General features: G+C 36.9%; 27 protein-coding genes, 4 tRNA genes and 3 pseudogenes. 24 read left to right on the top strand and 10 right to left on the bottom strand.

Annotated features, from left to right (window positions below):
- Positions 1-2: 2 nt before the first annotated feature.
- The 3 genes from YN1551_RS04500 to YN1551_RS04490 are packed head-to-tail and all read left to right on the top strand — an operon-like array spanning position 3 to position 1,215.
- Complete coding sequence (locus YN1551_RS04500; protein WP_012711887.1) at positions 3-320, top strand: 50S ribosomal protein L30e; 318 nt, start codon at positions 3-5, stop codon at positions 318-320.
- 6 nt (positions 321-326) lie between these two features.
- Positions 327-758 (top strand): NusA-like transcription termination signal-binding factor, encoded by a 432-nt coding sequence (locus tag YN1551_RS04495; protein ID WP_029163862.1) that lies wholly within the window; start codon positions 327-329, stop codon positions 756-758.
- 13 nt (positions 759-771) lie between these two features.
- Positions 772-1,215, top strand: a complete 444-nt coding sequence (locus tag YN1551_RS04490) for a 30S ribosomal protein S12 (RefSeq protein WP_048052222.1) — start codon at positions 772-774, stop codon at positions 1,213-1,215.
- A gap of 73 nt (positions 1,216-1,288) precedes the next feature.
- Here YN1551_RS04490 and YN1551_RS04485 read toward each other — a convergent pair whose 3' ends face one another.
- On the bottom strand, positions 1,289-1,765 hold the full coding sequence (locus YN1551_RS04485; protein ID WP_012711889.1) for a bifunctional nuclease family protein: 477 nt from the start codon (positions 1,763-1,765) through the stop codon (positions 1,289-1,291).
- Between the two features lie 78 nt (positions 1,766-1,843).
- Between YN1551_RS04485 and YN1551_RS04480 the strand changes: the two genes are divergently transcribed.
- From YN1551_RS04480 to YN1551_RS04435, 10 genes are all read left to right on the top strand, one after another.
- Positions 1,844-2,425, top strand: coding sequence for a 30S ribosomal protein S7 (locus YN1551_RS04480; RefSeq protein WP_012711890.1), 582 nt, complete (start codon positions 1,844-1,846; stop codon positions 2,423-2,425).
- Positions 2,426-2,470: 45 nt separating this feature from the next.
- Positions 2,471-3,778 (top strand): translation elongation factor EF-1 subunit alpha, encoded by a 1,308-nt coding sequence (gene tuf / locus YN1551_RS04475; protein WP_012711891.1) that lies wholly within the window; start codon positions 2,471-2,473, stop codon positions 3,776-3,778.
- A gap of 26 nt (positions 3,779-3,804) precedes the next feature.
- The gene (gene rpsJ, locus YN1551_RS04470) at positions 3,805-4,113 is read left to right on the top strand and encodes a 30S ribosomal protein S10 (protein ID WP_009990464.1); all 309 of its coding nucleotides are present in this window, start codon (positions 3,805-3,807) and stop codon (positions 4,111-4,113) included.
- A gap of 32 nt (positions 4,114-4,145) precedes the next feature.
- Positions 4,146-4,229: transfer RNA gene (locus YN1551_RS04465), tRNA-Ser, on the top strand.
- 1,256 nt (positions 4,230-5,485) lie between these two features.
- Positions 5,486-5,588: transfer RNA gene (locus tag YN1551_RS04460), tRNA-Met, on the top strand.
- A gap of 93 nt (positions 5,589-5,681) precedes the next feature.
- Positions 5,682-5,754 (top strand) — tRNA-Asp (locus tag YN1551_RS04455).
- A gap of 151 nt (positions 5,755-5,905) precedes the next feature.
- Positions 5,906-6,796, top strand: coding sequence for a DUF1464 family protein (locus YN1551_RS04450; protein ID WP_048052123.1), 891 nt, complete (start codon positions 5,906-5,908; stop codon positions 6,794-6,796).
- The gene (locus YN1551_RS04445) at positions 6,760-7,659 is read left to right on the top strand and encodes a nucleotidyltransferase (RefSeq protein WP_012714031.1); all 900 of its coding nucleotides are present in this window, start codon (positions 6,760-6,762) and stop codon (positions 7,657-7,659) included. The genes YN1551_RS04450 and YN1551_RS04445 overlap by 37 nt, the downstream gene beginning before the upstream one ends.
- On the top strand, positions 7,631-8,518 hold the full coding sequence (locus YN1551_RS04440; protein ID WP_012716416.1) for a triphosphoribosyl-dephospho-CoA synthase: 888 nt from the start codon (positions 7,631-7,633) through the stop codon (positions 8,516-8,518). Before YN1551_RS04445 ends, YN1551_RS04440 begins: the two co-directional genes overlap by 29 nt.
- Positions 8,469-8,975 (top strand): metallophosphoesterase family protein, encoded by a 507-nt coding sequence (locus YN1551_RS04435; RefSeq protein ID WP_012714033.1) that lies wholly within the window; start codon positions 8,469-8,471, stop codon positions 8,973-8,975. Before YN1551_RS04440 ends, YN1551_RS04435 begins: the two co-directional genes overlap by 50 nt.
- On the opposite strand, the gene rimI is transcribed toward YN1551_RS04435, so the two are convergent.
- Entirely contained in the window at positions 8,956-9,459 is a 504-nt protein-coding gene (gene rimI / locus YN1551_RS04430; protein ID WP_187146887.1) for a ribosomal protein S18-alanine N-acetyltransferase, read from the bottom strand. The genes YN1551_RS04435 and rimI overlap by 20 nt on opposite strands.
- 32 nt (positions 9,460-9,491) lie before the next feature.
- Between rimI and coaBC the strand changes: the two genes are divergently transcribed.
- The 3 genes and pseudogenes from coaBC to YN1551_RS04415 all read left to right on the top strand — a co-directional run bounded on the left by coaBC (position 9,492) and on the right by YN1551_RS04415 (position 12,233).
- A complete protein-coding gene (coaBC, locus tag YN1551_RS04425; protein ID WP_012717278.1) occupies positions 9,492-10,733 on the top strand; it encodes a bifunctional phosphopantothenoylcysteine decarboxylase/phosphopantothenate--cysteine ligase CoaBC in 1,242 nt (413 codons plus the stop codon).
- 49 nt (positions 10,734-10,782) lie between these two features.
- Positions 10,783-10,856: transfer RNA gene (locus tag YN1551_RS04420), tRNA-His, on the top strand.
- A 98-nt stretch (positions 10,857-10,954) separates the two neighbouring features.
- Positions 10,955-12,233: pseudogene (locus tag YN1551_RS04415) on the top strand (tyrosine-type recombinase/integrase).
- Between the two features lie 10 nt (positions 12,234-12,243).
- On the opposite strand, the gene YN1551_RS04410 reads toward YN1551_RS04415, so the two are convergent.
- On the bottom strand, positions 12,244-12,462 hold the full coding sequence (locus tag YN1551_RS04410; RefSeq protein WP_012717277.1) for a DNA-binding protein: 219 nt from the start codon (positions 12,460-12,462) through the stop codon (positions 12,244-12,246).
- Between the two features lie 496 nt (positions 12,463-12,958).
- On the opposite strand from YN1551_RS04410, the gene YN1551_RS04405 reads away from it, so the two are divergent.
- Positions 12,959-13,693, top strand: a complete 735-nt coding sequence (locus tag YN1551_RS04405) for an IS1-like element ISC796 family transposase (RefSeq protein ID WP_012717276.1) — start codon at positions 12,959-12,961, stop codon at positions 13,691-13,693.
- Positions 13,694-13,853: 160 nt separating this feature from the next.
- On the top strand, positions 13,854-13,994 hold the full coding sequence (locus YN1551_RS17410; RefSeq protein WP_238527873.1) for a hypothetical protein: 141 nt from the start codon (positions 13,854-13,856) through the stop codon (positions 13,992-13,994).
- On the opposite strand, the gene YN1551_RS04400 is transcribed toward YN1551_RS17410, so the two are convergent.
- Both YN1551_RS04400 and YN1551_RS18145 read right to left on the bottom strand, forming a co-directional pair.
- Complete coding sequence (locus YN1551_RS04400) at positions 13,951-14,268, bottom strand: type II toxin-antitoxin system RelE family toxin (RefSeq protein ID WP_012717275.1); 318 nt, start codon at positions 14,266-14,268, stop codon at positions 13,951-13,953. The two genes, YN1551_RS17410 and YN1551_RS04400, sit on opposite strands and share 44 nt — an antisense overlap.
- 56 nt (positions 14,269-14,324) lie before the next feature.
- Positions 14,325-14,459 (bottom strand): annotated as a pseudogene (locus YN1551_RS18145) (DUF1286 domain-containing protein); the annotation flags it as partial.
- Positions 14,460-14,607: 148 nt separating this feature from the next.
- Here YN1551_RS18145 and YN1551_RS04395 point away from each other — a divergent pair.
- Complete coding sequence (locus YN1551_RS04395; protein ID WP_012717274.1) at positions 14,608-16,119, top strand: APC family permease; 1,512 nt, start codon at positions 14,608-14,610, stop codon at positions 16,117-16,119.
- 81 nt (positions 16,120-16,200) lie between these two features.
- Here the strand turns inward: YN1551_RS04395 and YN1551_RS04390 are convergent, their stop codons facing one another.
- Both YN1551_RS04390 and YN1551_RS04385 read right to left on the bottom strand, forming a co-directional pair.
- Positions 16,201-17,610, bottom strand: coding sequence for a phytoene desaturase family protein (locus tag YN1551_RS04390; RefSeq protein WP_012717273.1), 1,410 nt, complete (start codon positions 17,608-17,610; stop codon positions 16,201-16,203).
- Entirely contained in the window at positions 17,607-18,074 is a 468-nt protein-coding gene (locus tag YN1551_RS04385) for a sterol desaturase family protein (protein ID WP_048052111.1), read from the bottom strand. The genes YN1551_RS04390 and YN1551_RS04385 overlap by 4 nt, the downstream gene beginning before the upstream one ends.
- Positions 18,075-18,199: 125 nt before the next feature.
- On the opposite strand from YN1551_RS04385, the gene YN1551_RS04380 reads away from it, so the two are divergent.
- The 4 genes from YN1551_RS04380 to YN1551_RS17005 all read left to right on the top strand — a co-directional run bounded on the left by YN1551_RS04380 (position 18,200) and on the right by YN1551_RS17005 (position 20,828).
- Positions 18,200-19,039, top strand: coding sequence for a phytoene/squalene synthase family protein (locus YN1551_RS04380; RefSeq protein ID WP_048052435.1), 840 nt, complete (start codon positions 18,200-18,202; stop codon positions 19,037-19,039).
- Positions 19,009-19,707 carry a lycopene cyclase domain-containing protein gene (locus tag YN1551_RS04375; protein WP_012717271.1) on the top strand — a complete coding sequence of 233 codons (699 nt, stop codon included), beginning with the start codon at positions 19,009-19,011 and terminating at the stop codon, positions 19,705-19,707. The genes YN1551_RS04380 and YN1551_RS04375 overlap by 31 nt, the downstream gene beginning before the upstream one ends.
- Complete coding sequence (locus tag YN1551_RS04370) at positions 19,692-20,567, top strand: hypothetical protein (RefSeq protein WP_012717270.1); 876 nt, start codon at positions 19,692-19,694, stop codon at positions 20,565-20,567. Before YN1551_RS04375 ends, YN1551_RS04370 begins: the two co-directional genes overlap by 16 nt.
- Before the next feature lie 90 nt (positions 20,568-20,657).
- The gene (locus YN1551_RS17005) at positions 20,658-20,828 is read left to right on the top strand and encodes a hypothetical protein (RefSeq protein ID WP_012716298.1); all 171 of its coding nucleotides are present in this window, start codon (positions 20,658-20,660) and stop codon (positions 20,826-20,828) included.
- Between the two features lie 25 nt (positions 20,829-20,853).
- Here the strand turns inward: YN1551_RS17005 and YN1551_RS17405 are convergent, their stop codons facing one another.
- The 3 genes and pseudogenes from YN1551_RS17405 to YN1551_RS16520 form a co-directional block, all read right to left on the bottom strand.
- Complete coding sequence (locus YN1551_RS17405; RefSeq protein ID WP_080513568.1) at positions 20,854-21,033, bottom strand: hypothetical protein; 180 nt, start codon at positions 21,031-21,033, stop codon at positions 20,854-20,856.
- A 12-nt stretch (positions 21,034-21,045) separates the two neighbouring features.
- The gene (locus YN1551_RS04365; protein ID WP_012717268.1) at positions 21,046-22,284 is read right to left on the bottom strand and encodes an IS256-like element ISC1332 family transposase; all 1,239 of its coding nucleotides are present in this window, start codon (positions 22,282-22,284) and stop codon (positions 21,046-21,048) included.
- 38 nt (positions 22,285-22,322) lie between these two features.
- Positions 22,323-22,604 (bottom strand): annotated as a pseudogene (locus YN1551_RS16520) (IS5/IS1182 family transposase); the annotation flags it as partial.
- Between the two features lie 929 nt (positions 22,605-23,533).
- Between YN1551_RS16520 and YN1551_RS04355 the strand changes: the two are divergent.
- Positions 23,534-24,772, top strand: a complete 1,239-nt coding sequence (locus YN1551_RS04355) for an IS256-like element ISC1332 family transposase (RefSeq protein WP_012717268.1) — start codon at positions 23,534-23,536, stop codon at positions 24,770-24,772.
- The last annotated feature ends 6 nt before the right edge of the window (positions 24,773-24,778 follow it).

Raw genomic sequence — 24,778 nt, 5'->3', positions numbered from 1 at the left:
AAGTGTCAGAACAACAAGTTTCATTTGAAGGAGAGTTGAAATCTCTTTTAAAGACGGGTAAAGTTATTTTTGGTGCCAAGAGAGCTATAAAATACATAAAATTAAGTAAAGTGAAGATGGTAATTGTCGCATCAACATTAAGAGGAGATCTTAAGCAAGATATATTGCATTATGCAAAGCTATCTAACGTACCCGTATATGAGTATAAAGGTAGTGGTTGGGATCTTGGAACACTATGTGGCAAACCATTTATGATTTCCACAATAAGCATTATTGATGAGGGAAATTCCAAAATTTTGGATATTATAAAGGAGAGGTGATTTTTTCTGCCAGAAATTAAATTAACTCCAGAGGAAATACGTTATATTTCTCTGTTTCAAGAAGTAACGAGAGCCAACGTAAGGGATTGTATAATCGATAATGAAAATAATAGGATAATATTTCTAGTCGATTCAAAAGATATGGGAGTTGCAATAGGTAAAAGCGGTATTAATGTTAAGAAGTTAAGGAAAATCATAGGTAAAGATATAGAATTAGTGGCCTATAGTGATAATTTAGAAGAACTAGTAAAAAATTTGATGAGTCCAGCTAGAGTTAGAAGCGTAAAAGTAGTAAATACTAGTTCTAAAAAGTCAGTATATATTAGTATAGATCCTCAAGATAAAGGATTGGCAATAGGTAAGAATGGAAGGAATGTTGCAAGAGCAAAGCTAATTTTAAAGAGGTATATGGATATTGATAATGTAGTAATAGTTTAAGGGGTTGGAGAAAGTGAGTAAGAGTAAATCACCTAAGGGAATATACGCGGCTAGGAAATTAAGGCTAAAAAGGTTAAAATTCAGAAGGAGTCAAAGAAAGTATAAGACCAAGATACTAAAGTTAAAGGAAAAATACGATCCTTTAGGAGGAGCGCCAATGGCGAGAGGAATAGTTTTAGAAAAAGTAGGAATAGAATCAAGGCAGCCAAATTCAGCGGTTAGAAAGTGTGTAAGAGTTCAGTTAGTGAGAAATGGTAGAGTTGTTACTGCATTCGTACCCGGGGACGGTGGTGTTAATTTCATTGATGAACATGATGAAGTCGTAATTACCGGAATTGGAGGTACATTAGGTAGATCGATGGGTGACTTGCCTGGAGTGAGATACAAAGTTATAATGGTAAATGGTGTATCTTTAGACGCGTTATATAAAGGCAAGAAGCAAAAGCCAGTTAGATAAATATTTTATAAATAGATTTTATAGATAATAGGCTACTATCTATTTATAAATATAAAAAGTAAGATGGGTAATTTTAAAATTTTTGTTGACCTTCTCTACTTTCTTTTTCTTGTTCATCAACTAACCCTTTCTTGACAAAAATTGGTTTATTCGAAATTATAGCAAGAAATATTGCATGACTTGGTATCATTCTTTTCTGAATTATCACACCATCAAATTTAAACTCAACTGTAGCAACATAAACTCCCGTATCTCTTATCATATCATCTATTACAACTTTTTCTATATGCTTAGAAAACTCTTCCATAATTTCAGGGATAAATGAGATAATATCATATATATTTTCTCTTTTATCGCCAAACTCCTCCTCTTTATTTCCTTTTGTTTTATTTATTGCTATAACGATTTCTGCGGGTACACTAAATAGATAAAATTGTCTTCCATCTTCTAAATAGCATACTATAGTTGGTATACCATGAAGAGGCATAAAGAACGCATCAACGGAATTAACTTTTATATAATCCTCGTCCTTAATTGGCTGAAGACTCATCACGTATACACTGCATATACTTATGTATCATAAATTTAAATATCCAAATCATAGATACCATTAAGAGGTAACAAATAGATGTCCTTAGAGAACTTACAATTAGATATCAAAGTATTTAGTAAGTGGGATACTAAAGTTGAAATCAGAGACCCTAGCCTAAAGAAGTACATTTCTCTAATGCCAGTTTATTTACCTCATACCGGAGGTAGGCATGAACATAGAAGATTTGGTAAGGCTAAGGTTCCAATAGTTGAGAGGTTAATAAATCAAATAATGAGACCCGGTAGAAATAAAGGAAAGAAACATTTAGCGTATAATATTGTAAAATTGGCATTTGACATAATTTATTTAAAAACTGGTCAAAATCCAATACAAGTATTAGTTAGAGCCATAGAAAATAGTGCACCTAGAGAAGAAGTTACGAGAATAATGTATGGTGGTATAGTGTATTATGTTGCAGTAGACGTAGCTCCACAAAGAAGAATAGACTTAGCCTTAAGGCATATTGCTACTGGTGCCAAGGATTCATCATTCAATAATCCAAAACCTATTGAAGAAGTATTAGCGGAAGAAATAATCGCTGCAGCAAATAATGACCCCAAGAGTTTTGCAATTAAAAGAAAAGAAGAGATAGAAAGAATAGCCTTAAGCTCAAGGTAAACTTTTATTAACTCTATCACTATATCGGTTAAGAGAGTGTTATAAATGTCTCAAAAGCCTCACCTTAATTTAATAGTAATAGGTCACATCGATCACGGTAAAAGTACATTAGTGGGAAGGCTACTAATGGATAGAGGTTTCATAGACGAAAAAACAGTAAAGGAAGCAGAAGAGGCTGCCAAAAAGTTAGGTAAAGAATCTGAGAAGTTTGCATTCCTACTAGATAGATTAAAAGAGGAAAGAGAAAGAGGTGTAACAATAAATCTAACGTTCATGAGATTTGAAACTAAGAAATACTTCTTTACAATAATTGATGCTCCTGGCCATAGAGACTTCGTAAAGAACATGATAACTGGTGCAAGCCAAGCAGATGCTGCAATTCTAGTAGTTTCTGCTAAGAAAGGTGAATATGAAGCTGGAATGAGCGTAGAAGGGCAAACAAGAGAGCATATAATTCTAGCCAAGACCATGGGTCTAGATCAATTAATTGTGGCAGTAAACAAAATGGACTTAACAGAACCACCGTATGATGAAAAACGTTATAAGGAGATTGTTGATCAAGTCAGCAAATTTATGAGAAGTTATGGTTTTAATACAAATAAGGTTAGATTTGTACCAGTAGTTGCACCCAGTGGCGATAATATAACTCATAAATCAGAAAATATGAAGTGGTATAACGGTCCTACCTTGGAAGAGTATTTAGATCAGCTAGAGTTACCACCAAAACCAGTAGACAAACCATTAAGAATTCCAATTCAAGACGTCTACTCTATATCCGGAGTAGGTACTGTACCAGTAGGTAGAGTAGAAAGTGGAGTGTTAAAGGTCGGTGATAAGATCGTATTTATGCCAGCGGGCAAAGTAGGTGAAGTTAGATCCATAGAGACTCATCATACTAAGATGGATAAAGCGGAACCAGGTGACAATATTGGATTTAACGTTAGAGGTGTTGAAAAGAAAGATATAAAGAGAGGAGATGTTGTAGGTCATCCAAATAATCCACCTACTGTTGCTGATGAATTCACTGCAAGAATAATAGTAGTATGGCATCCTACGGCATTGGCAAATGGTTATACACCAGTACTTCACGTTCATACTGCAAGTGTAGCATGTAGGGTTTCAGAATTAGTGTCTAAATTAGATCCGAGAACTGGTCAAGAGGCAGAAAAGAACCCACAGTTCCTAAAACAAGGAGATGTAGCAATAGTCAAATTTAAACCAATCAAACCATTATGTGTAGAGAAGTATAATGAGTTTCCACCACTAGGCAGATTCGCAATGAGAGATATGGGTAAGACTGTTGGAGTCGGTATAATTGTTGATGTAAAACCAGCCAAAGTAGAAATCAAATAATAATTTAATTTTTTATTGGTGGTTTTATGCCTACAAAAGCTAGAATTCGCTTATGGAGTACTAACGTGGAGAATTTAAACTATGTTATAACACAAATAAGGGGTATCGTTGAGAAAACAGGAATAGAAATGAGGGGTCCGATACCATTACCAACTAGCAAACTGGAAGTTCCAATAATGAGACTTCCTCATGGAGAAGGAAGGAAAAAGTGGGAAAAATGGGAGATGAGAGTACATAAAAGATTAATAGATATTGCAGCAGACGAACGTGTAATGAGACAATTAATGAGAGTCAGAGTACCAGAAGATGTTTACATCGAGATACAATTAATATAAACCTTTTTACCCTTCTATATAATATATAGAGTGCCGGGGTGCCCGAGCGGACTAAGGGGCTGGCCTGGAGAGCCAGTGGGGGTTTCCCCGCACGGGTTCAAATCCCGTCCCCGGCGCTTATAAATTTCTATTATTTTGATTATATTTCCAATTAGTATAACTGTAACAAAGTGTTAATTGCTTCTATTCAGTCTAAGGCCAAAATCCCTATTGTATTTTCCACTATTTAAATCTCATCGTAGAAAGATTTCTTTATATGTTATTCTTGATTTTAGAGCATGATTTAGTTCATCCGAAGAGGCATATGATTAGACGTAAAAAGATCCTTAATATTATGAGTTATTTCATGAACCTCGACGAAAAAGTTAAAGTGATTCCTTAAGCCCTTAAACTCCTCAGTTAAATAGACTCGATGTAGAGAATCCCTAGATCATCCTACGATCTAGTTTAAGTACAACTTATGGTGCTTTTCTTGTATGTCAATATTTACCTTGTAACTGGAAAAAGAGCATTCTTAATTATCTACTTATATAGTGAGAAAACTGGACTCGATAGAATAAAATTGCAAAGAGAAATTTAATAGATAATATAGTGATAAATTTCTAAATAAATTTCTAAGTAATAAAAAAGAAGGAACGGAGCTATAGTATTTAATGTGTTTCTAAGTATTCCCTGAATTCTTGTGTAGAACTTTTTGCCTATGTATTTTAGTAGCAGCATAGCCTCCTTGCCCTACAACTACTCTAGTCTAATTAGGATTGACTCTACCAGCGTAAATGACGTAATCATCTTTAGTTGTTACTAGTAAATCATGTCCTAACAAATCTTGGCTTTAGTCTGATTATTAATAACTAATTTCCCAACAGATACTGCTAGTCTTATAGTCTCATTTTCTGGAGTGACATTAAGTTGAACTTTTTCTAATAAGGCCTTCTTTTTACCAATTTTTGAAAGTGTTTTGTACGCATCGTATTTGGTCCCTGTTTATTAAATAGATAACGCTTTAGCCCTTCCTATCATTATAGCTGGTATCATTCCTCTTAAGACTGTTGGCACTCTTTCTGGCGATAAACTAACAATTACTCCTTCATAACTGCTTAATAACTCATGAGCTAAAAATGTAATGACATTTTTATTTAATAAATATTTTCGTGAGGATTAAACGTGGCCCTCTTTTCGCTATCTTCTTGATAGTTGTAGCATATTTTTATTTGGTGCATAAGTAACTCTATCTTATTATTTAGATAGCTATGAATTTATAATGAAGACACGAATAGCTCAAGAATTAAGTTTGAGTAAGTTATTCTAGCGGAAAGGATAACAATAACTTTAAAGGTACTACAAATTATATCTTAAAATAGCGGGGTAGAATAGCGGGGTGGGCTAGCCTGGTAAGGCCGCGGGGCTCATATACTCTTTAAAGCACGCGTTGGGAAACCCCGAGGTCCCTGGTTCAAATCCAGGCCCCGCTACCATTTCATTTAATTTATTATATATTATCTGAGGATTTCAACGAGCGAAGGCTTTTTAAGTAAGTTATTAGTAGATACTCATGCATACGTGAAATTGCCGCGGTAGTCTAGTGGTCTAGGATGGGGGCCTGTCGAGCCCCTGACCCGGGTTCAAATCCCGGCCGCGGCGCGTTGAAGATTCTTAGTTTATATATCAAGGTGATATAAAGCCTTAGGTAAGGTGTCAGAATACTATGCTTTATATATTTGTGTTGCACTATCTTGATTTTGATGATGATGAAAAGCCGTTTTGAAATAATGATATGGCGAGGCAGCCACTGATGATTTATATCGGTATTGATCCAGGTAGTGAAAGTTACGCTTTTGCCTTTGTTGATGAGATGGGGAATTTGGTTAAATATTTTGAGATACCTACAGATCTTGTAGAGAAAAACGCTATAATTTTAGCTAAATTGATAGCGGATTATAGACCTAAAGCAGTGGCTTTACCTTCTGGTCATGGTTTACCTTTTTATAACATTAGAAAAATTGACAATAGAGAAATATTTCTTCTTACGCTAAAAGATCCATTATCTCACGGTCCTTTAAGGGATTTTCTATTAGCTTCAAAGCAATATTTGCCTTTATACAATTCTTTTACGATTCCCTCAGTAATTGAGCTAGACAGTGTACCTCATGAAAGGAAGATAAACGTCATAGATAAGGGTACTGCAGACAAAGTTGCTTCTGCGTTTTTCTATAGGGTTTATCTTAAACTAGATGATTTTATTCTAGTTGAAATGGGAAGAAGATTTGCAGCAATTGTTATCGTTATTAACGGTAAAATTGTTGATGGCTATGGTGGGACATATTTATCTGGCTTAGATGGAGAGATAGCTTATCTTCTTCATAAATATTCTAGGATTGATAAGTCAACTGTTTATAGTGTTGGTAGGAATTTAGAGCTTGTTAGGATTGTAGTGGAATGGCATAGTAAGAAGTATAAGTTACCAATTATAGTATCTGGATATAATAAGAATTCTTTAGAGATTGGTGAGAAATATGAATTTAAGTTTAAAGAGGCTGCAGTCGGTGCAGCGTTTATTGCTAATGCATACTTTGGTGGAATTTTACGTCATTATATTAACATGTTGGATAGCAGTGGGACTCCAATCTCGTTTGTGAGGTTGAAAGAATGGGAAGAGATTATTTCTTTGATAGAGACATTATAATCGATAAAGAGGGCAATGTATATACCATTTTAACTAACTATAATCCCCCCGGTTATGTTTTTGCTTATTTGAAATATGTTTATACCGGTAAAGGTCTTTGGAAAGGATATGAGAGGATATTTAAGAAATATGGTGTCCATAATCTTATTAAGATTAATCAAATGTTTAGTTTTGAGAGTTGTTATGATGCATCCTTTCCTATAGTTCTTCTATCTAATATTTCTAGACATTTAAAACCTGAAGAAAGATTACAAGAGATACTAAAGAAAAGTGCTAGGGATAATATAATCTATACTCTTATTAATTTTATAGAAGAATACGTAAGAGTAAATAATGTAGGTGTTACTGGATCTATTTTACTAGATAATTATCACAACAATTCTGATATCGATATAATAATATATGGGCGCAAGGGCGCCTTAGATTTCATTGAATCTTTTGACGGATTTGAAAAAGATTATGAGTGGATTATTGAGGCTAATGAGAATTATGGTATAGATTTCGCAAATTTATTATATGATAATAGGAGACGAGGGATATACAAGGGTATGAAGATTTCTGTACTCTTCGCTGATGATAAACCTTGGAGATACTGTAATGATGTTTGTAAAAAAGTAGGTAAGGTGAGATTTAGAGCTCATATTTCAGGTGATTATGAAGCTTTAATTTACCCTTCTATTGCGTATGTTTTAGGTAATAACGAATATAACGTTTCTAAAATAATAAGTTATGAGGGTATTTTTTCATCAGTTTTATTTGGAGAGAGACAAGCTGAGATTGAGGGTTTATTAATGAGGTGTGAGAAGGAGAACGTTGTGATTGTTGGTGATAGGGATGTCAGAGGGTTTATTAGACCACTGTAATGATGTCTCTTATATTTTATCTCAAGCTTCGCTTGTAGAATCCTATATTTTTAAACCAGGTAATGCAAGTAGATTTCAAGATCTTGCTAATGTGAAATATATTGATATAGTGAAAAGTGCGTTAATTTCTTCTACGTATTATAAAGAGTTGTGCGTAAGGGGATTTAAGGGGATTAGGAGGCTTTATGATACGTTAGTTGAATTGATAAATCATTCTAGGAAATTTGGATTTGAATATCAGTTATTTGGTACCTATCTTTTAATTGCGCCCTTTGCATACGAGGCTGCTAAGAGTGATAACGTTTTTGAATTGAGGAAAAAAGTTGCTAAACTTATAAGGAGTTTTGGAGTTCTAGAGGCTAAATGGTTTCTCGATGCATTAAAAGAGGTAAATTTGAAATATTTAGGTAGATTAAGTTCAATGGATTATAGGGAGATAGAAAATGTGGACTTTTTTACGCTTATGGAGTTTTCATCTAAATATGATATAGTAGCATTAAATATGGTCAATGATTATTCCATAACCTTTGATGCATATAACGTTATAAAGGAAGGACTGTGTGGATTTGAAAGAGATGTGCAAAGAGCGTTTTTGTATATACTCTCAAATTATCCAGATACTTTAATTTATAAAAAATATGGAGCTTATGCTGCATTAGAAGTGTCTAAGGTTGCCAGAGTTGTTTCCTCTAACGATTGTCCATCTTCTAATGAGTTAGAGTGGCTTAATGGGTATTTGATTGGAAACAATTTTAATCCAGGGTCAACAGCTGATCTTATAGCATCCTCATTAGCTATATATTATCTAGATGAATGGTATAGCAAGAAAGATAATCCTCATAGCGGGATTTCCGTGTAATTTAGATCTTATAAATTTGGTAAATGAGTTCGATGCTGATCTTTTTATTGGATTAGGGGATATTGAGTGCCCTCAGTTTATAAGAAATTTTATAGGCATAATTGGGGATATGGAGGATGTTTCAGTGTTAAAATATTTAAGAAATACTGATAAATATCTCGAAAAGTATTTCAATATCTCCTCAGATTTCTCAACAAATATTGTGATTTCACATTATCCCCCTAAAGGCTCAATCACTGGGATTATAAGTGGTGTTAAAGTTGGTTCTCAAGAGGTTATGGCTAAGGTATTGTCTAATCAACCTAAGATTCTTTTTCATGCTCATTCTGAGGTTCAAGAGGAGTATTATATAAATAACACAAAGGTTATATCTATCGGTAATTTCAGTAAGGGATATTATGCTAAATATGATTCTGAAAAAGGTGAGGTAAAACTGGCTAGAGTTGTCTTGCCATAAGATAGGCATCTTCTCCATCAGCATAGTAACCTTTTAGCACCTTAACTTTCTTGAAGTTCAGTTTCTCATATAGAGCAATTGCAGGATAGTTGGTAACTCTTACTTCTAAATATATTTCCTCAGCATTATAGTCATTTTTCATGCTTTTCATTGAGGCTTCTAATAACGCAGTAGCTATTCCTTTTCTTCTATACTCTTCTAATACCGCTATTGAAACCACATGTCCTTTTCTAACTAATGAGGGTAGCTGCTTAATGTTGCTAAATCCCCATTCTATTCTAGGCATTATATATCCTACTACTTTATCATCAACTGCGGCTACGAAAAATGCTAGGCCGTATTCCTTTAAATGTTCAATGAAAAAATAATATGGGTAATTTTCTGGTAGTGTTAGTCTATTTATTTTTATTATTTGGTCTATATCATCCATTCTTGCATTTCTTAGTGTGAAATCTCTTCCTTTATCTTTTTCAGCGAGCTCCATATCAATATCTTTATATAATGTAGTTAATATATATGCACACATACATGACGCATCCTTCAAAGAAGATAATCGGGAGTGTAAGTAAGGATCTAGTTGATAGAAAGGTATTATTAGCAGTAACTGGAAGTGTAGCGATATATAAATCATTGGATTTGGCCAGAAGCTTAATGAGGAATGGTGCAGAAGTGAGCGTTATCATGAGTAAAGATGCAGCGAAACTAATTTCTCCAGAGATGTTTAAGTGGGCTACTGGGAATGAGGTATTTACTAAACTTACTGGTGACCTAGAACACGTTTCGTTGGCAGAAGATAATGATGCAATGATTGTAGCTCCCTCAACTTCAAATACTATAGTAAAGATAGCTTATGGAATAGCTGATACACCAATAACTGCTACTGCGTTGAATTTCGTTGGGATGAAAAAGCCCTTAATTATAGTTCCTTCAATGCATTTACAAATGTATATTTCGCCTCAAGTCGCAGATGCTGTAAATAGGTTAAAGGGGATAGGAGTAGAGATAATAGAACCAAATATAATAGGAGATTTAGCGCACTATCCGGAATTAGAATACTTAACCGGCAGAATAACCTCATTTATTTTGAGGGGAAAAGACTTATCTGGACTTAATATACTAGTTACTGCTGGACCTACACGTGAGTATTTAGACTCTGTCAGATTTATATCAAATCCCAGTAGCGGAACCATGGGGATATCTATTGCGAATGAAGCTTATTTTAGAGGAGCTAATGTTAGAGTTATTTCTGGTCCTATAAGTTCTAAGCTAGAACCTTACGTTAGGGATATAGTGCGTATAGAGACAACTGAGGAGATGCTTAATGAAGTTGTAAAAAGTATAGAAAATGACAAGTTTAGTGTTGTAATTTTAGCGGGAGCTCCTGCTGATTATAAGTTTAAAAATAGATCTGATACTAAGATAGACAGCCATACAGAAATACCAAAAGTTGAATTAGAAAGAACACCAAAAATTTCTGAATATATAAGGAAGTACAATATATTATTAGTAGGTTTTTCCGCAGAGACTGTAAATTCTGATGAGGAGTTGATTGAGAAAGCCAAAATTAAGATGAGAAGACGCGGATTTGATTTAATTGTGGCGAATAATGTTAGGAGGAAGGATATAGGATTTTCATCTGAATATAATGAAGTTATAGTTATAGATAAGGCTGGTAATGTAAGGAAGATAGAAAAGAATTTTAAGACGGTGGTAGCGAGAAAGATATTGGATATAGTAAAGGAGCAGTTAAAGAGATGATAAAAGAAGAGTTTAAAATGAATTAGATAATGATATAGAATAGCGGCTGGCTCGGGTAGCTCAGCCTGGAAGAGCGCCGGGCTGTGGACCCGGAAGTCCCGGGTTCAAATCCCGGCCCGAGCCCTTATTTTACGTTCTTCTTTTAGAGAAATTTTACCTTCATGCAACAGTCTGCGTTAAATTTGCAACTACGTAGAATACACAGAGGGGATATACATTTTATGCCAAAAATTAACGTAGAAAACATAGATGATAGTAAAAAAATCCAAATTTTAAAGAAAGCTGTAGAAAAAGAGGGTCTATCTTATACTGCGAAGAAATTAGGAATGGAGTACTTTAAATAGGTACATTAATGGAAAGATTCAGAGGATTCCTAACGATATTATTGAGAAAGCTGCAGAACTACTTACAATTGAGGAGCTCTCAGACATAATTTACGGATTTAGGATAGTGGAAATAGATCCTACTACTGCTTTAAGTGTTATCATTAAAGCAGTAAGAGATGAAGGATTCCGTAACTTTTTCATAAGTTTAATATGGCAGTATTTAGGCGATTATCTGAAGTCTGCGTCAAATACTTATATCGTTACGAAAGACGATATAGAATTATTTGAAAAATTTGTTAGAGAAAATAGGGCTAAGAAGACTGCAGATGAGCATATTCAAAATATAAGGAGAATATTAGCTGACCTAAACTATGAGCTTATTCCTGAAAGGATTAAGGAATATATGCTGGATCTACAGAGTGAGAACTTAAATAGGGCCAGGCATTACGCAACGACTCTCAAACTATTTATTAAGGAAATAATAAAGCCAAAGAACTCCAGGGTGGCTAAGGAACTTTACGATTCATTTAAACTACCTAAAAGGAAGTTTATTTACAAGCCTCCTCCTTTATCATTAGATACTCTGAAGAAAATTTTCAATAATATTAATGATTTGGGGGCTAGAGCTTTATTTCTATTACTGATAGAAACTGGCTTGAGAGTAGGGGAAGTTCTAGGCCTTAAGGTAGACCAGATAGACCTGGAACACAGAATTATCAAAATTATGAAGGAGTCCGAGACTAAGAGGGCGTATATATCGTTCTTACACCAAAGTACGGCTAGATGGGTTAAGGAACAATATCTACCATACCGTGAGGAATTCGTAAGGAAATATGAAGATTCTATAAGGAAATTAGCAGCGGCAAACCCCGAGCAAGGAATTAATATAGAGGAATGGAAACTCAAACTATTCCCATTTAGGGAAGACATCTTAAGAGCCGAAATTAAAGAGGCAATGAAAAAAGTTCTGGGAAAAGAGTTCCGTCTTTACGATTTACGTAGCTTCTTCGCGTCTTACATGATTAAGCAGGGAGCAAGTCCTATGATTGTGAACCTATTACAAGGTAGAGTTCCACCACAACAGTTCCGAATTTTACAGGATCATTATTTTGTTATAAGCGACATAGAGCTTCAACAGTATTATGAAAAATATGCACCTAAAATTTTAGAATAAACTCCCCAGTTTACCCTAACTCATCACGATATTTTAAACAGTATTCCCTGAACTTTTTACCTCCATATTTCTGCCACTTACGATAAATTAACCCCCTCTTGTACAGTCTCGTTAAGTATACTAGTAACTCATCACGCGGTATTCTAGTTTTCTCTTCAAGGCTCTCTAAAGTTGCACAGCCGTGAGATAAAATTATCAGTATTTTCTCAGTATTCTGGAGTTTTTGCACAATATTTTAACGTGTAAAATCTCCTTAATAAACCTTAAGTAGGATTAAGAAGTATGTAAATAGCCTTACAGCGCTGCAAAAAGCATCTTTCTAATTCTTACCCATCAGGATTAACAGATTTGTTAATACTGTTCCCGTTAACGTAAGAGCTAGGTAATTCAACAAAAAAATCAGAGATCCTAGCAGGATTAATGGTAGAGTAATAGTATATAGTTGTATAACTTATATCTATTGAGGGATATTGAGAATTTTTATTCTACTTTATCTATACCATATAATGAAACAAAATGGCAAGAGGTCATACACCAAAAAATGCCCATCAAAGAATGGAAAAACAAAAGATTGCCTTGATTAAAGAATTAGTTTACAAGCAATATTTCAAGGCTAAGAATAAGAAGTAATAATGACATTGTAGTTTAAGATTTTCCTTCAGTAAACTGGGGAGTTTGGTAGTGTCGTCGTTAAGTTATTTATATTTGTATAACGAGTATTACTTATGGGTAGGAAGCCTGTATTTAGGCAAGACGTTTCTTGTCCCTCTTGTGGTAGTCATCATGTTGTTAAGTGTGGTAGGCCTTTGGGTAGGCAGAAGTTTTTGTGTAGGGATTGTGGTAAGTACTTCTTGGGTGATGCTAGTTATCATCATCATTCTAGGAAGTTGAGGGAGGAGGCTTTGAGAATGTATGCTAATGGTATGAGTATGAGGGCTATTTCTAGGGTGCTTAACGTACCTCTTGGTACTGTTTTCACTTGGATTAAGCGTTATGGTAGGAAAAAGCATGAGAAGTTGGTTGAGTTGTGGGGTAGGGCTAAGGAGCTGGTCAAGGGTAAGGTTGTTGCTAAGGTTGTTGATGAGATGTGGACTTACTTGTACAAGAATGCTAGGGCTTTTTACAAGTGGGTTTTCACTTGTTACGTGTACACGAAGCTGGGAGTTTACCTCATTTACTCTGTGGGGGATAGGGATGAGAGTACTTTCCTTGAGGTCAAAAAGTATTTGCCTGACGAGGGTAGATGGGTGAGCGATGATTATAACTTGTACTTCTGGTTGAAAGACCACACGGTTGTCTCGCCAGTTAACCCGAACGAGTCCTTTCATTCCTCATTAAGGGATAGGCTAATTAGATTCAAGAGAACAACGAAGGCAGTAAATAGGAGCATTCGCACCATGATGTACTCCATAGCCCTAGTCTTATGGGAGAGAAGGTTAATCCCAGAATTTGTAGCTTAACGACGACACTATCGGGGAGTTTTTACAATTTTTCTAACGAGAATAGAAAGCCGGATCCAAAGATAAGCGCTTATACTACTTACTTAACAATTTTTCAAAATTCAATAAGAGAATTCGATTAGCACATTATTTTAATAACCTCTTTGCAGAGTTTATACATATGAGGAGCGGAAAAGACGGAGAATATTACTTCGTCACAATTGAAAGTGATGAAGAATTAGAGAAGTTAAAGGAATTAACGCTTAAGAAAGTTAGGGCTAGAAACGGTAAGCTTTCTTATGGTTCCCAATCCTCCAAATGAATACAGTACAATTTTTTGGCTCAAAACTATAGACTATCCTTATATCTCCAGTAACTTCTATAGAGAATAAAGGCCTTCCGTCCTTATCAGTTTGGTTCTTTAATTTCTCCCTGGCATACTTTTTGGGGTCTTCTCTGAGCAAATACAATTTATCAAAGATTAACATTATAACTTCTTCATGAGGAAATTCCTTAGCTAAAAATTCCGATAATTCTTCAAGATTAGTTATCCTCTTCCTAAACAAGAATTTCAATTCCCACTTCTCGCAAACCACATTAAAAGATATAGAAAACTTATTTAAAAATTTTTCTCTTTTCGTATATTATTTCATTAGGAATAATAATTGTAATAATGATAATAGTGATAATCATAGTAGTGAATGAAATGCATTGCGGCAAACAGCATTATAACTCCTAATAATATCGCTAAACCGTTGACAAAGGTATTATTATAAGAAAAATGGGCGTATCAACATTTTTCTCTTTAAAAATCATGGCAATATTTTAAGTAATATAAATTAATCACGGGATCTGATATCCCTTTTCGCTAAAAGACTTTCAGCTTATCAAAGAGAAGACTTAAAACCACATAACATATATACCCACGAAAATTCATGGGAGAAAATTCAGTTTTCACGCGTGAATCTTCCGGTCTCATAAAGGACGTAAACGGTATAGATACAGTTATACTAAATCTTGGAAATATATCAGCTGGGGTTGCACTATACACTAGCATAAGCCCTTATATTCCTCAAGGAGGAATCATTTGGATTGCAGCAATTATAGGTTTGATCCTAACTCTACCTCAAGCTTACATTTACAGCTATCTTAGTGGTAAGATCGCTAGAACGGGTGGAGACTACGTTTGGTTTTCCAGAACCTTTAACGGTTTTTTGGGAACTACAATGGCATTTGCTCTTATGATTGAATCTACGGCATACTTCGCTCTTATAGCCTTCTTTTTCTCTCAGGCAATAGGTTCAGTTCTAAGCACTATAGGAATGATGGATGGAATAACTTCTCTGGTATCGATATCAAATACACTTAGCGCGCCTGTGTATTCTTACTTGTTAGGTGCAATGATATTTGGAATAGCGATAGGCTTCAACATACTGAAGGCAAAGTGGGGTTATGCTTTAGTGACAGTAAGTGGTTTGATAGCAATGGCAGCTACAATAGTAGCAATGGTAGTTTTAGCTATGAATTTAGGAGACTTTCATACTGCAATATCTAAGTTCATCTCAGTTGAGGGAATTACTCCTCCTTCAAACTATGCATCCTCTGTGGCTCCGTTTAGCTTAGTTGCTACAATTGGAATTCTTCCCATCATTGCAATATTCACATATCCATGGATGCAGGCAACTCCTGCTGTCGCCGCCGAAGTGAAAAAGGTGAAGTTTGTAAAGTACGGAGTCTTCGTTCCTCTCTTAATAACTGGTGCTCTAGTGACTCTAGGCTTCTTCTTGATGTATCAAGCTGGAGGATACGCATTCACAAATTATAAGTTCATAAATAACAGATTCACCTATACCTTCTGGACCGTAGCTATGGGGCTCACAAACAGTTTACCGCTTCAGCTTTTCATGGGAATAGGCTTGTTAATGTGGGAGTTCTCAATTCTAGCTTACGGTGTAGTTGTCTTCGCCAGATACATATTTGCAATGGCCTTCGATAGAGTGTTCCCAGAGATATTTACAAGGTTAAACAAAGGAGGATCTCCGGTTTATACTCATGCTTTTGATCTTGCTCTCACCCTGGGATTATTAGTGTTCCCCGTAGTTTCAATATCAGGCGCCACTTCACTTTACGGTGCAATAGTAATTGGAATGGTATATTTTATGGTGGTAAGTATAGCTGCACTCCTATACGGTTCTAAGAATAAAGCCCCAGCTCTGATGGTTGCTTCCGTTATTGAAATTGCTTACTTCCTGTTCTTAACATATGAAGCAGTAACGAATCCAACATTTGGCTTCGTAAATTCCAATGGAACTCCAAATCCCATTACCTTAGCTTTCGTAATCCTTTCCTTCGTAATAGGAGCATTGATATTTCTTGCATCTAAGTTCTATAATAAGAAAAGAGGAGTCGATATAGACTTAGCATATAAGGAAATACCTCCAGAGTGACTTCTAAAAATTTTTTATAATTAATGGAAAACATAAAAGAAAATGATGTAAAATTAATAGTAAATTAAAAGATTATATTTTCTATTTTTTAGACCAGTTTAATATTTTATCTCCTACGATCATGGCAGATATAGTTACCATAGGAACTCCTATTCCAGGCTGGGTGTATTGACCAACATAGAACAAATTAGATAGTTTTCTGTTTTTCATAGGAAGTCTAAATGGACCTGTCTGATCTAAAGCATGAGATAATCCGAAGGCAGACCCCTTATATGCGTTATAATCCTCTTCGAAGTTCACGGGTCTATATATCTTTTCGTATTTTATATGGAAGCTACTTCTAGTTTTTGCTTTGAAATCATCAATTACTTTTCTGACATAATCTTGATAATTTGGAAGTAAAAGTCCAGGAGAAACTGGTATAAGAAATACCAAGTCCTTTCCCTTCAAAGAGCTGTCAGTAGCTTTCCTATAACTTACGTAGTAAGACATATTTTCAGGGTCAGGTTCATTTCCCTTAGAAATTGAATCAAAGTGTAATTTCCAATTTCCGTTGATGAAGATTCCGTGATGTGGAGCATTAACTTCTCCTTCAACTCCAACATAAGCTAAGACTGCAGATGGAGAAAGTTTTCTTCTCTCCCAGTAGGATTCTCCCCTCATTGTGTATTCCATAGGGAGCAGAGTATCAGCGTAATGATAATCCATGTTAAATATGAACACGTCTCCTCTTTCCACGTCTTCACCTGATCTAACAGAAATGACCTTATCGTTATCTACGTCTATCTTATCTACCTCATGATTGAACTTGAATTGAACTCCGGACTTCTTACAAGCTTCAAATAGTTTAGTTACGTATCCTGCAAATCCTCCTTTGGGGTAGTAAACTCCCTTTCCGTATATTGCATAATTTACTATTGCATAAACTGCTGGGGTGTTGAAAGGAGAACCTCCAAGAAAAACTGAGGAGAAACCTAAAGCCTTCAATAGAAAATCGTCGGAGAAATATCTCCTGTTAAATGAATCCAAGCTGGTAAATATTGGAAACCTTTTTAAGTTCCTTATTATTGCTGGATCGAGGAAATCCGAAAATTTCATCTCTTTAAATAGGAATTTCTCCATAGCCAGAGAATACATGAATTGAGTGTCTTCCAAGTAGCTTTCAAAGTCCTTAAACTGAGAAAGGTCATGATTAAATTCCTCGCTTCTCTCTAGAACGTTTAACTTTCCCGTATATAAGGAAAATAAAGGGTTAACTTTCATTATTTGAGGGGGTTCCTCTCCTACCTCATGGAAGAATTTTTCGAAGACTTCAGGCATCAAGTACCATGATGGTCCCATGTCAAATGAGAATTCCTCATGTGAGAAGCTTCGAGCCCTTCCACCTGGCTGATCCAACTTTTCTATTACAGTTACTTCCTCTCCCTTCTTTCTTAAATAAAGGGCAGTTGAAAGTCCCCCTATTCCAGCTCCTACTATTACTACTTTCATGCCTTTTGCCTCGCTTCCTCCGGTATCTTATCTATTCCTCTTATTACCAGAAGGAAACCCCAATTTCCTCTCCCATCACGATGATGTACGTCATGAACAAGTATTAACTCCCTAAAGGGTTGGTGTCTTAAACCCCAAGAACGTAAATGTAAATGCCTGTCGTGTATTATCATATCGTGCACAAAAGCGTAAGCAGCACCGTAAGCTGTCATTCCTACAGCCACTGCAAAAGGAAGCGGATTTCCAGTTCTTAACCACTCAGCAATCAAGAGTATTGCAATGCCCGCGAAAATTATTCCAAATGCATCGTTCTTTTCAAGTTCAGCTTGTTTCTTTCTATGATGATCCTCGTGTAGGAACCAAAGAGCTCCGTGCATTACATACTTATGAAGAAATCTGGCTAAGAATTCCATTCCGAAGAAGGAGAGGATTCCGATTGCAGTGAGCTCTAACGTTTCTAACATAGGATAAAAGGTGAAAGACGACATAAAAGGTTTTCTATTAGTTGAATTTTAATTTCCCTTTAAAACAAGTGTTAAGAAATTTTTTACACAATTATTTTTGCTGGATGTTTAATAAACTCTTAGTTATGAAGGATCAGCTTAACAGCATTTTCAAGAAGAGCAGCATAACTTACTATAACAGCACGTTACTTTTCCCTCGAGAGATTAGGAGAGATGTGACAAAACTTTATGCTTTCGTTCGAGTTTTTGATGATCTAGTTGACTCCGTTCCGCAAAAGGTTAAAGAATTTTACTCACTCAGAGAATTATATTATAAGGAACTTGATAACGGTTCTAGCGGAGACGTAGTATTATCAAATTTCGTTGAGATGATGAGGAGAAGAGGATTTAAAGAGGAATGGGTTGAGGCATTCTTAAACTCTATGGAGAGTGACTTAAAGAAGAAAGTATACTATACAATAGACGAGACCTTAGGCTACATGTGGGGATCTGCAGAGGTAGTGGGTCTTATGATGATGAAAATACTTAACTTAAGGGATGAAGCTGCATACTACGCTAGAATGTTAGGTAGAGCAATGCAATATCTAAACTTCATTAGAGATGTAAGAGAAGACATGGAAATGGGAAGACAATATTTGCCTGTTAACGAAATGAAGGAATTCAAGGTTTCAAGTCTGCTAGAGTGCAACGAAGCTTTCAAGGAATTCATGAGATTTAACCTCAAAAGGTATTTCTTCTTTCAAAAGGAAGCCGAAAGGGGATATCATATGATACCTAGTAGATATTTGATTGCAGTAAAAACTGCTGGCGATATGTATAAGTGGACCGCAAGGAGGATAATGGCCGATCCTTGTGTGGTCAATAGAATGAAGGTAAAACCTAAAAGGAGAAGAGTGCTAGCTCAAGGTTTATATAATTTCTTGGGTGTACCTATTTGGAATTTAATATCTTTCCACCGCATTTAGCCTATGTCGAAATTGATTCAATGATATTTTTCCCTACCTTGCTAATATCAATCCTTTTCAAGGTCAGAAGATATTATAAGTCATTAGCATTCTCTATAGGGATAGTTGCCCCTCTTTACGTAATATGGGACTTCTTAGCTACTCTTAAGGACTCTTGGAGTTTCAATCCTAAGTGGATCTTAGGTATTCGAATTGTTGATCTTCCCATAGAGGAGGTATTTTTCTTCATTGTTACGCCTTTTGCTACCCTCTTAATATACGATTTTGTAAGAACTAAGGTAAGTGACAGGGAAGTGAATTGGATTACAAGAGAATTGATGATATTAATAGCTTTGTTTCTTCTCGCAATAGATGTATTTTTGACGGAGTACTCATATACCTTCATAGTATTGATTTATTTATCATCCTCAATTCTGCTTGTTGAGTTCCTCGATCCTGAAATGTTCAGATCCAGGAACTATTGGATATTCCTTGGATTAACATATATTCCTTTTTTGGTCTTTGACTATTTCCTGACGTCGTTGCCGGTGGTTGTTTATGGTCCTCATTCAATTCTTGGGGTTAGAATATTCACAATTCCAATTGAGGACGCAATATACTCCTTTTCGATGATGAATTTCTATACTGTGTTTTATAGAAAAGGTGTAAAGGTATGGAATTCCGCATGATTGAGGACATGTTTTCAAGTGAAGACCCTTCAATTGTGGAGAAAATATACTCTCTGGATAGGAATACTATAATAGAATGGATGAGAAAAAGAGATACAGCACAAATGAAAGTGTGGCAAACGGGTAACGATGATATAGCTGTGGTGATACCCACGGCTGACGTGGAAAGTGCACGCGCCAAGGAAGTGATGAGAATATTCTCAGGAGCTAAGATCGTGATGGTTGAAAGTAAAGGGAGATTCTTTAATTACGCTAGGAGCGTTAACAAGGGGTTGTCTGTTGCGTTAGAAAGTTCACCTCGTTGGGTCGTGATCTCTAACGATGACGTTCATGGTATAGACAACTTAAAGAAGTTGAAAGACGAACTTTCAACATCAAGCAAGGGAATGGTTCTAGCTAAACCTTCTAGATACCACTCCTATAAGGTTTCTTTGATTAAGGTGAAACCCTACTTTCTGAAGGGAATGAACTTCATTGGAAAGTTTATGAAAATACCTCCTGCAGAAGTTTACAGTTACCTTCAGATGAAATATGGTGCAAAGCTGGGAGTTACAACTCTTACTATAATAGACTCAATGATAGGATTAATGAGGAACTTTGCTGGAGAGGTGAAAGACTCATTCGTTAACGGAGGAAGCTTCATGGTTTTGAATAGAAGGGCGATAAACGGTAAAGTTTTCGACGAGACTTTCATAAACGGTTATGAAGACGTTTACCTTTCAATGAAGATGAGAAATGATATGGAAATCGTGAACTTTAGAATAAACGAGGAAAGGGGAGCTAGCCTAGGTTTCGGCAAGTTAAGATTTTATAGATCATTCGTTAACGAGGTATATCTTAACTATCTCCTTTGGGGATAACGGTATAATAGACGGAATTAAGGATTTTATTTTATAACTTTTCCTATAGAATATTCTAAAGACTTTGAAAATAAGGAGTTGAAGAGTTTAATGATAATAACTGATGAGGATAAATTGGAGTTAAATAATGTTAAGCTGTTTTCTATGGAGTATTATAAGAAGGGTGAAGAGAAAGTTCCTTACTATAGTGCCGTCATCCCTAAAGAGATTGGAGAAAAGTTAGCAGGCAAGAAAGTTTTAGTGATTGCTGAGATAGAATAAACTCCCCAGTTTACTGAAGAAAAATTCAGCTTATCAACTTCTCAATCACTTTTCTAACTCTGTCCTTAAATTGAGAAATTTCCGCAACTATCCCGTCATCTTGGAGTTCAAAAGTAGCGAAGCTAAGCACTTCATCTAGCTGGAAGTATACCCTCAGCAGTTTTACTAACTCGGGGCTACTGGGTATAGTTGTGTGAGAAAATATGTAAGCAGAAGGTTAAAAGTCTTCATCAAGACTCACCTGGAACCTTGAAGCGTGGAGTTGTTTGAGATGATATGAGTAATGCCTTATCACCGACATGGGCCTGAACTTCCAACGCGAATTACTTTCATGGATCGAAACGTAGAGATAGACCTCCAAGGAGCGAAGAGAGGGAAAGTAACCTCCGAGCTCCTCCTCGAACCTAGCCAGGATCGAGTTGAAACTCTCCGACGTGTTATTAGTGTAGAGGTAGTGTCTAATCTCCCTGGGGAAGTTGAGAAAGGAACAATACTTGTCAGCAGCGTCAAGAAGCCTCTTGGCTCGGGCTGGAGAAAAGGGTTGGACAAGTTGGCTGAGGGACAATATAGCCTTCCTTCCCTCCTCCACCTTCCTGGAGGACTTTAGATCCCTAACTCTAATCATTAGTTCCTCCTTGTCTGGGAGGACCCTCATGAGGTTCCTAACCATGTGTGTTATACAGAGCTGGTGTTGAGAGGAGGGAAAGAGCGTGGACACGACGCGATCGAGTCCAGAGAAGTCATCGCTCACGATTACGTCAACCCTGCTGACTCCCCTGCTTACGAGTCCGCTCAAGAAGGACTTCCAACCGTCCAAGTCCTCCCTATCCCTAACTTCGTAGTCCAAGACGAACTTATTCCCTTCTAAGTCAACTCCTATGGCAATGTAAATGGCTCTCTCCATGATCGACTCGCTGATTCTGACCTTTACGATCTTCACATCGATGTAAAGGGCTAGGAGATCGTGAGGTAGTTCGCGGCTCTTGTATTCCTTGAGTTTGTTGGATATTCTCTCGGCAACCCGATTCATTACGATCTCACTATACGGTATTCCCTTGGCTGCTAACACGGCCTTGACTTGACTTGGAGTCATGCCTGATAGAACGAGCTGCTGGAGGAAGTCCTCGTAATCTGGGCTGGTCCTCTCGTACTTCTCCGGAAGGATCTTGGGTCTGAAGCCACCCTTTCTGGTTCTCGGTACTCTGAGTCTTAATACTCCGTCTCCGGTTCCCAGATATCTGAAGTAGGTCCCGTTCTTGTGGTCGTCCTCAACTTGCAAGTAGGCTTCCCTCTCTTCCATCATGGCCTCTTGCAAGATTATCTCCTCTATTTCCCTTAGGCTAACTCCTTCTTTGATTGCCTTTCTTATCTTTTCTCTTATTTCTTCCATTACCTTCATGGTATTACTCTCCCTTATGGTATTACCCCTTCCGGGGTTATTTTTACTTTTTGTCATTATTTTTCACCTTTTGCTACCACAACTATAACTGGTAGCCCCCTAAATTTCTTTGCCCTCCTATGGATCTCCGACTTAGACTTGTACTCGCCTAGGAACCACCTTACCACCACGTCTGACTCGTAGTAGCTCCGCACGTCCCTGTAGGAGCACGTCCACACAATCATAACTATTAACGCTCTCAGTATGAAGAGGTCAGAGAGACGCGACAGCACTTCAGATGTGATCAGCATGTAGTTCATTTTCACAAGTGTTTTATGCCTTGCTGATAAATGTTCATAGGGGACCGGGCCGTTGTAGTATTCTATCCAAGGCTTCATGTGAATCGGTACTACATCGTCCCGGTTCCCTTTAAGTATTACTCCACCTTTAAGTTGAAGAGAAAATTCAAAATTTGTCAGTAATTCATTTTTCTTTTGAATAATTATCCACAAACTTATACATAGATTTATTCAATTATTTCCGCTTGGGACATTCTCTCGAAAATATAATCTACTCTGCTATGCATTCTTTCTAAAATCTTTTTCTGCTCATCGGTTAATTTATGCGTTATCACCATTTTGAATTCCCTATTAACTATACTGTTGAACTACTTATAATATATTTATGCCATATATACCACGTACATATGCTATATTATAGGTCTTGTGATATGAAATATCATATAGAGCAAACATGATTTCCACACAAATCCCCAAAAATCCGATTAAAGGTTAGATGTTTTTTACGTATTATCTGAAGGCATAATCGTTTCAGCGTATATACGATGAAAGTCCAGGGCTAACCTAGTACATTATACAATGCTAGCGCTAGACCCAGTCAGCCTAAAAATCACTAAGGCTTCCTGCGATTGTGAAAGGGTTTACTTTCAGAGGAAAGTGCTGTCATATCGAAACACTGAAGCAGTTAGCTAGTACTGAACTAAGGAATGAGATAGAGAAAGTAAGGCGGGAAATGATGCAAATAGAAGAAGATATCGCTTCACGGGGATGAGCCACGCAAGTCCAGGGTGATAAGTTATTGGAGCTTTTGGAGGCTTTATACCACATCAACGAGGCTATGAAGATTATGGAGGGCTAATTCGGAAATTTTAGATAAGCTGGAGTAAGCTAGGAATTCTCTAGTCCAGTACTTAATCCAGCATTATTTAGAGGTGAAGGACTATGAGTGAGGTACTGCAAACTCAAAGGAATTTAGAAGAGTTAGTGGGGCTACCAGTTATAGTTGTGGTAGCAAAAGGTGAAAAATAATGACAAAAAGTAAAAATAACCCCGGAAGGGGTAATACCATAAGGGAGAGTAATACCATGAAGGTAATGGAAGAAATAAGAGAAAAGATAAGAAAGGCAATCAAAGAAGGAGTTAGCCTAAGGGAAATAGAGGAGATAATCTTGCAAGAGGCCATGATGGAAGAGAGGGAAGCCTACTTGCAAGTTGAGGACGACCACAAGAACGGGACCTACTTCAGATATCTGGGAACCGGAGACGGAGTATTAAGACTCAGAGTACCGAGAACCAGAAAGGGTGGCTTCAGACCCAAGATCCTTCCGGAGAAGTACGAGAGGACCAGCCCAGATTACGAGGACTTCCTCCAGCAGCTCGTTCTATCAGGCATGACTCCAAGTCAAGTCAAGGCCGTGTTAGCAGCCAAGGGAATACCGTATAGTGAGATCGTAATGAATCGGGTTGCCGAGAGAATATCCAACAAACTCAAGGAATACAAGAGCCGCGAACTACCTCACGATCTCCTAGCCCTTTACATCGATGTGAAGATCGTAAAGGTCAGAATCAGCGAGTCGATCATGGAGAGAGCCATTTACATTGCCATAGGAGTTGACTTAGAAGGGAATAAGTTCGTCTTGGACTACGAAGTTAGGGATAGGGAGGACTTGGACGGTTGGAAGTCCTTCTTGAGCGGACTCGTAAGCAGGGGAGTCAGCAGGGTTGACGTAATCGTGAGCGATGACTTCTCTGGACTCGATCGCGTCGTGTCCACGCTCTTTCCCTCCTCTCAACACCAGCTCTGTATAACACACATGGTTAGGAACCTCATGAGGGTCCTCCCAGACAAGGAGGAACTAATGATTAGAGTTAGGGATCTAAAGTCCTCCAGGAAGGTGGAGGAGGGAAGGAAGGCTATATTGTCCCTCAGCCAACTTGTCCAACCCTTTTCTCCAGCCCGAGCCAAGAGGCTTCTTGACGCTGCTGACAAGTATTGTTCCTTTCTCAACTTCCCCAGGGAGATTAGACACTACCTCTACACTAATAACACGTCGGAGAGTTTCAACTCGATCCTGGCTAGGTTCGAGGAGGAGCTCGGAGGTTACTTTCCCTCTCTTCGCTCCTTGGAGGTCTATCTCTACGTTTCGATCCATGAAAGTAATTCGCGTTGGAAGTTCAGGCCCATGTCGGTGATAAGGCATTACTCATATCATCTCAAACAACTCCACGCTTCAAGGTTCCAGGTGAGTCTTGATGAAGACTTTTAACCTTCT

It is taken from the genome of Sulfolobus islandicus Y.N.15.51, assembly GCF_000022485.1.
Classification (GTDB): Archaea; Thermoproteota; Thermoprotei_A; order Sulfolobales; family Sulfolobaceae; genus Saccharolobus; species Saccharolobus islandicus.
This window is presented reverse-complemented; position numbering and strand designations above follow the sequence as displayed.

Coding starts and splice junctions, on each gene's coding strand:
- YN1551_RS04485 (WP_012711889.1), bottom strand. CDS start 1,765: ATGAGTCTTCAGCCAATTAAGGACGAGGATTATATAAAAGTTAATTCC.
- YN1551_RS04480 (WP_012711890.1), top strand. CDS start 1,844: ATGTCCTTAGAGAACTTACAATTAGATATCAAAGTATTTAGTAAGTGG.
- tuf (WP_012711891.1), top strand. CDS start 2,471: ATGTCTCAAAAGCCTCACCTTAATTTAATAGTAATAGGTCACATCGAT.
- rpsJ (WP_009990464.1), top strand. CDS start 3,805: ATGCCTACAAAAGCTAGAATTCGCTTATGGAGTACTAACGTGGAGAAT.
- YN1551_RS04450 (WP_048052123.1), top strand. CDS start 5,906: ATGATTTATATCGGTATTGATCCAGGTAGTGAAAGTTACGCTTTTGCC.
- YN1551_RS04445 (WP_012714031.1), top strand. CDS start 6,760: ATGGGAAGAGATTATTTCTTTGATAGAGACATTATAATCGATAAAGAG.
- YN1551_RS04440 (WP_012716416.1), top strand. CDS start 7,631: ATGTCAGAGGGTTTATTAGACCACTGTAATGATGTCTCTTATATTTTA.
- YN1551_RS04435 (WP_012714033.1), top strand. CDS start 8,469: ATGAATGGTATAGCAAGAAAGATAATCCTCATAGCGGGATTTCCGTGT.
- rimI (WP_187146887.1), bottom strand. CDS start 9,459: ATGGAGCTCGCTGAAAAAGATAAAGGAAGAGATTTCACACTAAGAAAT.
- coaBC (WP_012717278.1), top strand. CDS start 9,492: ATGCACACATACATGACGCATCCTTCAAAGAAGATAATCGGGAGTGTA.
- YN1551_RS04405 (WP_012717276.1), top strand. CDS start 12,959: ATGGGTAGGAAGCCTGTATTTAGGCAAGACGTTTCTTGTCCCTCTTGT.
- YN1551_RS17410 (WP_238527873.1), top strand. CDS start 13,854: ATGAGGAGCGGAAAAGACGGAGAATATTACTTCGTCACAATTGAAAGT.
- YN1551_RS04395 (WP_012717274.1), top strand. CDS start 14,608: ATGGGAGAAAATTCAGTTTTCACGCGTGAATCTTCCGGTCTCATAAAG.
- YN1551_RS04390 (WP_012717273.1), bottom strand. CDS start 17,610: ATGAAAGTAGTAATAGTAGGAGCTGGAATAGGGGGACTTTCAACTGCC.
- YN1551_RS04385 (WP_048052111.1), bottom strand. CDS start 18,074: ATGTTAGAAACGTTAGAGCTCACTGCAATCGGAATCCTCTCCTTCTTC.
- YN1551_RS04380 (WP_048052435.1), top strand. CDS start 18,200: ATGAAGGATCAGCTTAACAGCATTTTCAAGAAGAGCAGCATAACTTAC.
- YN1551_RS04370 (WP_012717270.1), top strand. CDS start 19,692: ATGGAATTCCGCATGATTGAGGACATGTTTTCAAGTGAAGACCCTTCA.
- YN1551_RS17005 (WP_012716298.1), top strand. CDS start 20,658: ATGATAATAACTGATGAGGATAAATTGGAGTTAAATAATGTTAAGCTG.
- YN1551_RS04365 (WP_012717268.1), bottom strand. CDS start 22,284: ATGACAAAAAGTAAAAATAACCCCGGAAGGGGTAATACCATAAGGGAG.
- YN1551_RS04355 (WP_012717268.1), top strand. CDS start 23,534: ATGACAAAAAGTAAAAATAACCCCGGAAGGGGTAATACCATAAGGGAG.